Here is a 9,370-nt window from a genome sequence, read left to right as displayed (position 1 = left end):
GCGCTACAAACCAGTTATTACGCTCTTTACATTACTCATTATTTGTATTCCCCTGTTCTCTCAGGAGGTACTCGATAATAACGCACCTTCTGTAAAATGGAGACAAGTAAATACCCCGGACTTCAGGGTTATTTTTCCGGAAGGGTTTGAGGTAGAGGCACAGCGCGTAGCCAACACCTTGCAGACCATTCACGAACCTCAAAAACTGGGTGATAAGGCGCCCAAGAAAATCTCAATCATACTGAGAAACAGAAATGCGATTAGTAATGGGTTTGTAACGCTTGGTCCTCGCAGGTCTGAGTTTTTTACAATGCCTTCACAAAACAATCAGTTTTTGGGCACCAATGAGTGGCTTGATTTGCTTACCGTACATGAGTATAGGCATATAGCTCAGTTTCAGCATAGTAAAACCGGTTTTAATAAGCTTTTCTATTATTTATTTGGTGAGAATACGCAGGCAGGCATGGCATTTACGGCAGTGCCGCCATGGTTTTGGGAAGGTGACGCCACGCTGATAGAAACATTAAATACACCTAGCGGGCGAGGAAGAATACCAGAGTTTAGCCGGGTTTTTAAAACTAACTTGCTCGAAAAGAAAAAGTACAATTACAATAAGCAACATTTACGTTCATTCAAAGATTTTGTCCCTGATCATTACAGATTGGGCTATCATTTTGTAACTCACCTAAGAAGGCGCACCGATGATCCTGATATTTGGGATAAAGTGACTCAAAACGCTTACGGATTGCCCTTTGTGCCCTTTACTTTTTCTAATGCCCTTAAAAAGCATACCGATTCTTACCTGGTAGATAATTACAATCTCATGATGGAGGATTTCAGACAGGAGTGGAGCAGCCAGCTCGAAGGACTTGAACCTACTCCTTTCGATAAAATAACCAGACGTGGAACCGATGCCTTTACTGATTATAGTTTCCCACAGGTGCTGGAAGACGGTTCTATTGTAGCCTTCAAAGATGGTATTGGCGATGTTGGCCAATTGGTAAGGTTAGATAAAAATGGCAATGAGATTGAGAAGTTTATAACCGGGGTTATGAACAATACCGCTATGCTGTCATCTTCAGGCTATACGGTTGTATGGAATGAATATCATTTTGATCCACGTTGGCGAGCTGAGACCTTCTCAGTTATAAAAAGTTATAATTTTCAAACCAAAGAACTAAGAACCATAACCAGTAAATCCCGATATGCAGGTGCTGCTATCTCTCCAGACGGCAGTAAGATTGTGACTACAGAAACTACTATTGATCAGCAACACAGCCTGATCGTGGTTGATGCGGTTACTGGAAATGAGCTTAAGCGATTTAGCAATCCTGATAATGTTTTCTATTCTATGCCACGGTGGTCAGAAAATGGAAATGATATTGTTGTACTCACAACAGATGATAGTGGAAGAGGTGTGCTTAAAGTTAATTACGCAAGCGAAAGCCAAGAGCAACTTTTAGAAGCAGGCAATGAGAATATTGGCTATCCTGTATTGCATGACAGCTACGTTTATTACAACTCTGCGTATAATGGCATAGATAATATTTATGCCCTAAATGTCGAGTCAGGGGAGCGTTTTCAAGTCACAAGGAGTACCTATGGAGCTTACAATCCTCAAATAAGTGCGGGAAAGCTGATTTACAACGAACACACAGCTGATGGGTTAGATGTGGTGGAGACTGTGCTCAATAAAGATCAATGGGTAACATTAAGCGATGTTGAAGACCGAGGTATCAAATATTATGAACCTTTAATAGAACAGGAAGGTCATGGTGATATACTCAGCAAAGTGCCTGATGAAAAATACCCGGTAAAAAAATACAGTCGGTTAGGTCACATGCTCAACATTCACAGTTGGGGGCCTTTTGCGACAACAGATATTAACAGGGCACAAATTGGTATCTTTTCTAAAGATGTTTTAAGTACTACCGCAATGGATCTGGGCTACACTTATGATGTGGAAGAAGAGACTGGTTTTGCCACAGCGGGTTTAAGCTATCAGGGCTTTTATCCAATATTTGATGTAGATGTTTCTTATGGAGATAGAAAGGAAGAATCCGGGTCTCTGGAGTACAGATGGTCAGAAACGTCTGTAGAAACAGCCGCGCGAATACCCTTGGTATTTACTAATTCGAAGTTTTTTAGGCAGATGGAGGTCAGCAATGGAATAGGGGTGAGAAAGATCTCTGATTTTAGAAATAATATTGATCAATCAGGTAGACTCCGGCCAACCACGAATCCCGGTAGGTTGATTACGGAAACCGATACAGTAGAGGTACCGCTTTATGTAGTTGATTCGGATGTTTTAAGTAACGGGGATTTGGTTTTCAATCATTTTCAATGGTCTTATTACAGTCTCATGAAAACCAGCAAGAGAGACATAAGAAGCCGGTGGGGTTTTAGTACCAATTTCGAACAGCTAAAAACAATTTCTGGTGACTTTGATGGCTCATTAACAGCGATCAATGCTTCAATTTTTCTACCTGGCATTTTCAAACATCATTCAGTATTACTGCAGACAGGCACACAATGGCGTAAACAAACTGGGGATCAGGATCTTTACTCTTTTAGAAATAGGATCTTCAGGCCCAGAGGCTATTCTTATTTCACAGATAAAAGATTTACCACTGTAAGAGGTAATTATTCACTGCCGATTTGGTACCCGGATATTGCATTAGGTCCCATACTTAATGTGCAGCGTATAAAAGCCAATTTGTTTTTAGATTATGGGGTAGATCAGGTAGAGATATTCTTCAATAGACAGGACAATAACAATGTCTTTGGCACACGACCTCTTCAAAGTACCTATACTTCTTTTGGTGCAGAAGTTACTTTTGATATTAATATCATGAGGTTCAGTCCACTTATCGAGGTTGGTGCCAGGTATGTTTATAACAGGGCCACTGACTTTGAACCAGCCGGCAGTCAAATAGAATTTATAATCGGAAACATCAGCTTCTGATCGCTGTTAAAATAAAAATCAATAATTTGAATAAAGGCAGATTAAGACCTATTTTTGATCTCCAATTTTTTATACACAAAAAGTAATATGGCGGAAGTAATAAAAATGCCCAAAATGAGCGACACCATGGAAGAAGGTGTGATTGCATCATGGTTGGTGAAAGAAGGAGATAAAATAAAATCTGGAGATATATTAGCCGAGGTAGAAACCGACAAGGCAACAATGGAGTTGGAGTCTTATGAAGACGGAGTGCTCCTACATATTGGTGTAAAAGAAAAAGAGGCAGTGCCGGTAGATGGTGTTATTGCCATTATAGGTGAAGAAGGTGAAGACATAAAAGGTCTTCTAAAAGAGCTGGAAGAAGGCGGAAGCAGCGATAATGGCGAGAGCAAAGATGATGAGGCTGATGATAAGTCTGAAAAATCTGAGAAGAGCGAAGAGGCTACCGAAGATATAGATACATCAGACATCAACGCCACTATTATTACAATGCCTAAGATGAGTGATACCATGACTGAGGGTACCATTGCATCATGGCAAAAGAAAGAAGGTGATAAAATTTCTTCCGGAGATATTATGGCCGAGGTAGAAACTGATAAAGCTACCATGGAGCTTGAAGCCTATGAAGATGGCACTTTACTGTATATCGGTGTCAAAGAAGGTGAGTCAGTAGAGGTTGACGGTGTGTTAGCAATTGTTGGAGAAGAAGGAGCTGACTATGAGAAGTTATTGAAAGCTCACAAGGCAAAGGCTTCAAAAGATGAGTCTTCTGACTCTGGAAAAGAAGAGAAGAAGGAAGATAAATCATCAGAAAAGAAATCTACTGAGCAAAAAACAGAAAGCAAAGACAGTTCTGCTCAAAAAGCGACACAAGATACATCTACAGCTGATGGAAGAATAAAAGCTTCACCTCTAGCTAAGAAGATGGCTTCTGATAAAGGTTATGATTTATCAAAAATACCTGGCTCAGGTGATAATGGCCGTATCGTAAAGAAAGATGTAGAAAACTATACACCTGCTAAAGAAGTTGTGCAGCAGGCTGCTAAAGAAGAGGGCTCAACCTTCAACATACCACAAGTTGTGGGTGAAGAGAGCTACGAAGAGCAGAACGTGTCTCAGATGAGAAAAACAATCGCTAAGCGATTAGCAGAGAGTAAATTCACTGCGCCTCACTTCTACCTTACCATGGAGATTAACATGGACAAAGCGATGGAAGCGCGTGCTTCAATGAATGAGTACTCTCCGGTGAAGATCAGCTTTAACGACATCGCAATCAAAGCTGTAGCAGCAGCCTTGAGACAACACCCTAAAGTAAACTCTTCATGGTTAGGAGATAAAATAAGATACAACAAGCACGTACATATTGGTGTAGCGGTAGCAGTAGACGAAGGGTTGCTAGTACCTGTTGTGAGATTTGCTGACAGCAAAAACCTGTCTCACATTTCAGCTGAGGTAAAACAACTTGCAAAGAAAGCAACGAGTAAAGAATTGCAGCCACACGAGTGGGAAGGTAACACATTTACCATTTCCAACTTAGGTATGTTTGGCATAGAAGAGTTTACAGCGATCATCAATCCGCCAGACTCTTGTATTCTTGCTGTAGGCGGTATTAAGCAAACTGCTGTTGTAAAAGACGGCCAGTTAGTGCCAGGCAATGTGATGAAGGTGACGCTTTCATGTGACCATAGAGTAGTAGATGGTGCATTAGGAGCTGCTTTCTTACAAACGCTTAAAGGGCTATTAGAAAACCCGGTGAGAATTTTAGTATAATCACCTACGGGTTTATATCAAGACAAAAAGTAACGATCCTCAGAAGATTTCTGGGGATCGTTCTTCATTTAAAGCGATAGTGAATTAAAAAAATGCAGGTCTTAAAACCTGACTTAAGATCTTGCGTTTGCTAGATAAGTTATAATCAGAATCCGTGTTTGGGTTCAACTCAAAACAAAACAAAAAACAGAATGACCAAAGTAAGATCAACAACCGTGTTGGCGGTTATACATAACGGAGAAGTGGCCATTGGTGCAGACGGACAAGCAACTATGGGCAATTATGTGGCCAAGAGTAATGTGAAAAAGATTAGAAAACTTCAGGATGGTAAGATAGTAACTGGTTTTGCAGGATCTACTGCCGATGCATTTACACTTTTAGAGAGATTTGATGAGAAATTGAACAGCTTCGGTGGCAACATGAAGCGTGCTGCAGTAGAGTTAGCCAAAGACTGGCGCACTGATAGATATTTGCGCAAGTTAGAGGCCATGCTAATCACAGCAGATAAAACCGAAGTACTGATCGTGTCGGGCACAGGTGATGTGTTGGAACCAGATCATGATATTGCTGCCGTTGGTTCAGGAGCCATGTATGCACAATCTGCAGCATATGCGCTCAAAAAGCATGCAGCAGGCCTTACAGCTGAAGATATCGTAAGAGAAAGCCTTAACATTGCTGCCGATATCTGTATTTATACAAACCATAATTTAGTAGTAGAAAAAGTATCTTAATATGCTAACTATTTATCACAACCCAAGATGTTCTAAAAGTAGAGAAGTGCTCAAAAAAATTGAAGCTTCGGGTCAAATGGTACAAGTGGTGGAGTATATGAAGACAGTTCCATCAAAGGAAGAGCTTAAAGATTTGATCGAAATGATCGGCATCAAACCTGAGCAGTTGATAAGAAAAGGTGAGGCTGATTATAAAGAGAACTTCAAAGGTAAATCACTGACTGATGATGAGTGGGTAGAGGCCATGGTGCAATACCCTAAACTTATCGAAAGACCTATAGTAATTAAAGAAAAACAAGCCGCTGTTTGTCGTCCTCCTGAGAAAGTGGAGGCTTTTATTTAATAGCTCATTAAAGTTAAAAGTGCCTCAAGATTTAGGGTTTAACCTTGAAAACTTGAGGCACTTTTTTATTACTTAATAACCAATCTTCTGGTTATTTGCTCTTTACCGGTAGTAACCGTGTAGATATAAACACCCGGTTTCAGGTCTTCCGTATCCAGCGTAAGTGCGTATAGATTCGCTTCTTGTTCCTGATTTAGCACTTCCTTTGCTAACTGACCTTTGCTATCTCTCAGTTCAATTTTTACATTCGACTTTTCAGACAATCCATAGTGTATGGTGGTAAAAGCGTCAGCCGGGTTAGGATAGTTGCCAATGACCATTATATTGCCTTTCTCAAAACCGGTAGCCGATACTGAGGGTAGGGAAGGAGCGCTTACATTGTATGCATTTGAAGATTGTATGGGACCACTCGCTTCTTTAAGTCGTGTGTCCCCACTATTTACATACCAGCTTTCGCCATTGCTCTGCCCTGTAGTGATCGTTTTCACATCATCTACATAGTACCAATCAGCCTGAGCTTTTTGCCCGTTTACGGTGAGTAGAAAATAACCATGCTCATTGAGGTCAGCATTTTTTATGTGTGGGTTGAATAGGCCCAAAAGCCTGGTAAGAAATCCATCAGAGATACCAACAAGCTCATCAAGATTGCCAGATGAGATGCTTGGAGCTACAAACTCTACTGCTGCTGAATTTTTCTTGTTGAAAGTATAGCTCCAAAAGGAGGTAGGCAGGTCTCCTGCAAATGTCATATGAATATCTCCTGTAAGCATCACCACATTATCGATATCATTACTTTTAATGTAATCTAACAACCGCTCTCTGCTGTCGGCATACCCATCCCAGGTGTCGGTAAGGCCAAGACCTCTGAGAGGCATAAGTAAAACCTGATTGGCTACAACTTTCCATTGAGCGTTTGAATTCTTCAGGTTATTTTCAAACCATGAAAACTGGGTTTCGCTTAGTAGCTGTCTAGATGCTGCTTGTTTCGTATTGCTATGATTAGAAGTTCTTCCTTCTGCCTGATATGCTTTTTCAATCAAAGCTTTTGCTTTAATGAATTCCTCATCGTTCTCCAGTTCAGAAAGCTTTGAAATTCCCTTGTCTTCAACACCCCATTTGCTGATGATATCTAAAAGGTATTGGTATTCTTCCGAAGAAAGGTTGCCTTTCACCGAATTAGGCATGATTTGTTCGAGGTACATTTCGAAATCGGCCTCAGTTCTTAAACCAGCCTTTCTTTTACCGATCAGACTGTCCTCTTGCTTTTCTCTACCTTCAACTCGTGTATCGAGAAGGATCAAATCCATAAGGTTGCCATAATTGATTTTTCTATAGATACGATTAGGGTCTTCTGTTGATCTAATAGGCATCCACTCAAAATATGCCTGGTAGGCGTTGTTTTTTCGGGCGTTCCATTCGCCTTCGTTTGATTGATGGTTCTCAGCACCATCCATATAAGCGTTGTTGGCAAACTCATGATCATCCCAAATAGTAATAAACGGCAGTTGTTGATGCGCCTTTCTTAGCTGTGGATCGAGACGGTAGTAGGAGTATCTGATTCTGTAATCCATGAGTGAAATGATCTCATTCTCCGGAATGTGGCCCCTGTTTACATCTTCAGAGTATCCATACCCTCCAGCTTCATACTCATAGATATAGTCTCCGAGGTGGATAAGCGCATCTATATCATTTCTCTCTGAGATACGCTCGTAGGCGTTGAAATAACCATCCTGATAGTTGGAGCAAGACACTACAGCAAACCGAAGTTGATTGATGTCTCCTTCTGGGGCTGTTCTCGTTCTTCCTGTTATGGATGTAGCTCCCAATGCATTGAAGTCATAATAATATGTAGTGGCGGAAAGCAAACCACCCACATCCACTTTTACCGTGTAGTCTTTGCTGGCGTCTGTATAATAAACACCGTTATTAACTACATTAGTCATATTAGGATCGGTAGCTACGCGCCAACTTACCGGAATGGTGCCATCTGACTCAGGTGTAACTCTCGTCCAGATAATCACACGATTTTGCAAAGGGTCTCCCGAAGCCACACCGTGGTAAAATGGCTTAAGTGCAGGATCGAAATAGCTGTCTAAATTTTGTGTAGATCCTGTGCGGGTAATGGCTGTAAGGCCAGTTCGATTTTGAGCATTTATAGTAATACTCAAAAGCACTAAGAGTGCTGTAAATAAGTTTTTCATGGTGAGGTTGGTTTAGTTGATTTTTGTTTCAACTAAGGTAAAACCACCATATTACTGCATAAATAAGCCTGTGTTTTGATATGATGAATTAATTATTAACCGAAATATTTGGGAGTAGCCCAGAGGTATTATTTTCTAAAATAATAGGCTAACTCCCAATTGATTATAAGATTAAATAATTTCTTAAAGCGGCATATTTTGAAACATGCAAATCAATGTTATTTTAACAATTTAAAAGCATGAGACCACTGGTTATCTCTAAAGCCAGGAATACACCATAACATACACAAAGGCTCGATGGCCCGAGCCGCCTGTGCTTTACCCATGTCGGCAGTTTCCCAACCAAACTGATCTATAATTTCAGATACAATTTGCTTAGCTTCATCATCATTGCCAGCGATAAACATGGTGGGTTTACTGTCCAAATTTGGGTTAACCATCAGAGCACTTCCTACACTGCTAAATGCCTTTACAAATTTTGTATGAGGCTGCTCTTTTTGCAGTTCTTCCATTAGGGAGTAATTCTGGTCTGTGAAGAATTTCAGCACACCTTCTTCAGGTTGCTCATCAGCAATAGGGTTTGTGGCATCTATTACTACTTTGTTTTTTAGGTTGTCAGCCTTTGCCAGGTCTATTGCAGACTTAGCCGCTGTACCCTTCACGGCAAGTACAATGATTTCACCAAATGAGGCCGCTTCATCAAATGTACCTATGTTTACTTGTTGAGCTTCTTCCCGCTGCCAATCGGCTAGTTTTTCCGGACTACGAGTTCCTAGTTTTACCTCATATCCATGTTTTGCAAAGCCCATACTTAACGTTTTGGCTACTATGCCAGATCCTAAAATTCCTATTTTCTTACTCATCTTTATATTTATTTAGTTGTACATACAATTATATATAGAAAAAAATTACTGCATCAACTGTGACGCTTCATGAATTTCTTTAGTCAGTTTTTTGGCTTGATCTTCACCAAGTAAGTTAGAATACTCTTTATAAAGGTTTTGCCATGATTCGCGTAAAAGAGGTTGCAGTTTAACACCATCAGATGTAGGTCTCACTTCTGTTGCTCTGCCTACCGCACTTCGCTCGACTAAGCCTTTGTATTCTAATTTTTCTAATAATCTGGTTACAGTAGAAGGAGTGAGTTGCATATGCTCACTGAGTTCTTTAGGCTGAATTCCAGGTTTATCATTTACACTCATTAATAAAAAACCGTATGAAGGTGCTAAACCTGTACGTCCAAATGAATCTTCTGCCATTTTTGTGAGCATTCTGGCCAGGGCATTAGCTGAGTAGTACAGGCAATTGCAATATTTATCCTTCCCGGTCTTTTCCATGGCACAAAGCTATGATTAATGAT

At 40.5% G+C, this 9,370-nt stretch carries 7 protein-coding genes; 4 read left to right on the top strand and 3 right to left on the bottom strand.

Annotated elements, in window-relative coordinates; all coding sequences use genetic code 11:
* The 4 genes from E1176_RS20675 to arsC form a co-directional block, all read left to right on the top strand.
* Positions 1 to 2,965: hypothetical protein (locus E1176_RS20675; RefSeq protein WP_185152755.1), on the top strand; the 2,965-nt coding region annotated here is incomplete at its 5' end.
* Between the two features lie 87 nt (positions 2,966 to 3,052).
* A complete protein-coding gene (locus tag E1176_RS11220) occupies positions 3,053 to 4,735 on the top strand; it encodes a pyruvate dehydrogenase complex dihydrolipoamide acetyltransferase (RefSeq protein WP_155210704.1) in 1,683 nt (560 codons plus the stop codon).
* Between the two features lie 191 nt (positions 4,736 to 4,926).
* Positions 4,927 to 5,466, top strand: a complete 540-nt coding sequence (gene hslV / locus E1176_RS11215) for an ATP-dependent protease subunit HslV (protein ID WP_155210703.1) — start codon at positions 4,927 to 4,929, stop codon at positions 5,464 to 5,466.
* A 1-nt stretch (position 5,467) separates the two neighbouring features.
* On the top strand, positions 5,468 to 5,809 hold the full coding sequence (gene arsC, locus E1176_RS11210; RefSeq protein WP_155210702.1) for an arsenate reductase (glutaredoxin): 342 nt from the start codon (positions 5,468 to 5,470) through the stop codon (positions 5,807 to 5,809).
* A gap of 68 nt (positions 5,810 to 5,877) precedes the next feature.
* Here the strand turns inward: arsC and E1176_RS11205 are convergent, their stop codons facing one another.
* From E1176_RS11205 to E1176_RS11195, 3 genes are all read right to left on the bottom strand, one after another.
* Positions 5,878 to 8,010, bottom strand: a complete 2,133-nt coding sequence (locus E1176_RS11205) for a T9SS type A sorting domain-containing protein (RefSeq protein ID WP_155210701.1) — start codon at positions 8,008 to 8,010, stop codon at positions 5,878 to 5,880.
* Between the two features lie 218 nt (positions 8,011 to 8,228).
* Positions 8,229 to 8,873 (bottom strand): NADPH-dependent F420 reductase, encoded by a 645-nt coding sequence (locus E1176_RS11200; RefSeq protein WP_155210700.1) that lies wholly within the window; start codon positions 8,871 to 8,873, stop codon positions 8,229 to 8,231.
* A gap of 45 nt (positions 8,874 to 8,918) precedes the next feature.
* Complete coding sequence (locus E1176_RS11195) at positions 8,919 to 9,347, bottom strand: MarR family winged helix-turn-helix transcriptional regulator (protein WP_155210699.1); 429 nt, start codon at positions 9,345 to 9,347, stop codon at positions 8,919 to 8,921.
* Between the last annotated feature and the right edge of the window lie 23 nt (positions 9,348 to 9,370).

The organism is Fulvivirga aurantia, from assembly GCF_009711475.1.
Taxonomy (GTDB): Bacteria; Bacteroidota; Bacteroidia; order Cytophagales; family Cyclobacteriaceae; genus Fulvivirga; species Fulvivirga aurantia.
The sequence above is the reverse complement of the archived record's forward strand: the minus strand, read 5'-3'. Positions and strand labels throughout refer to the sequence as shown.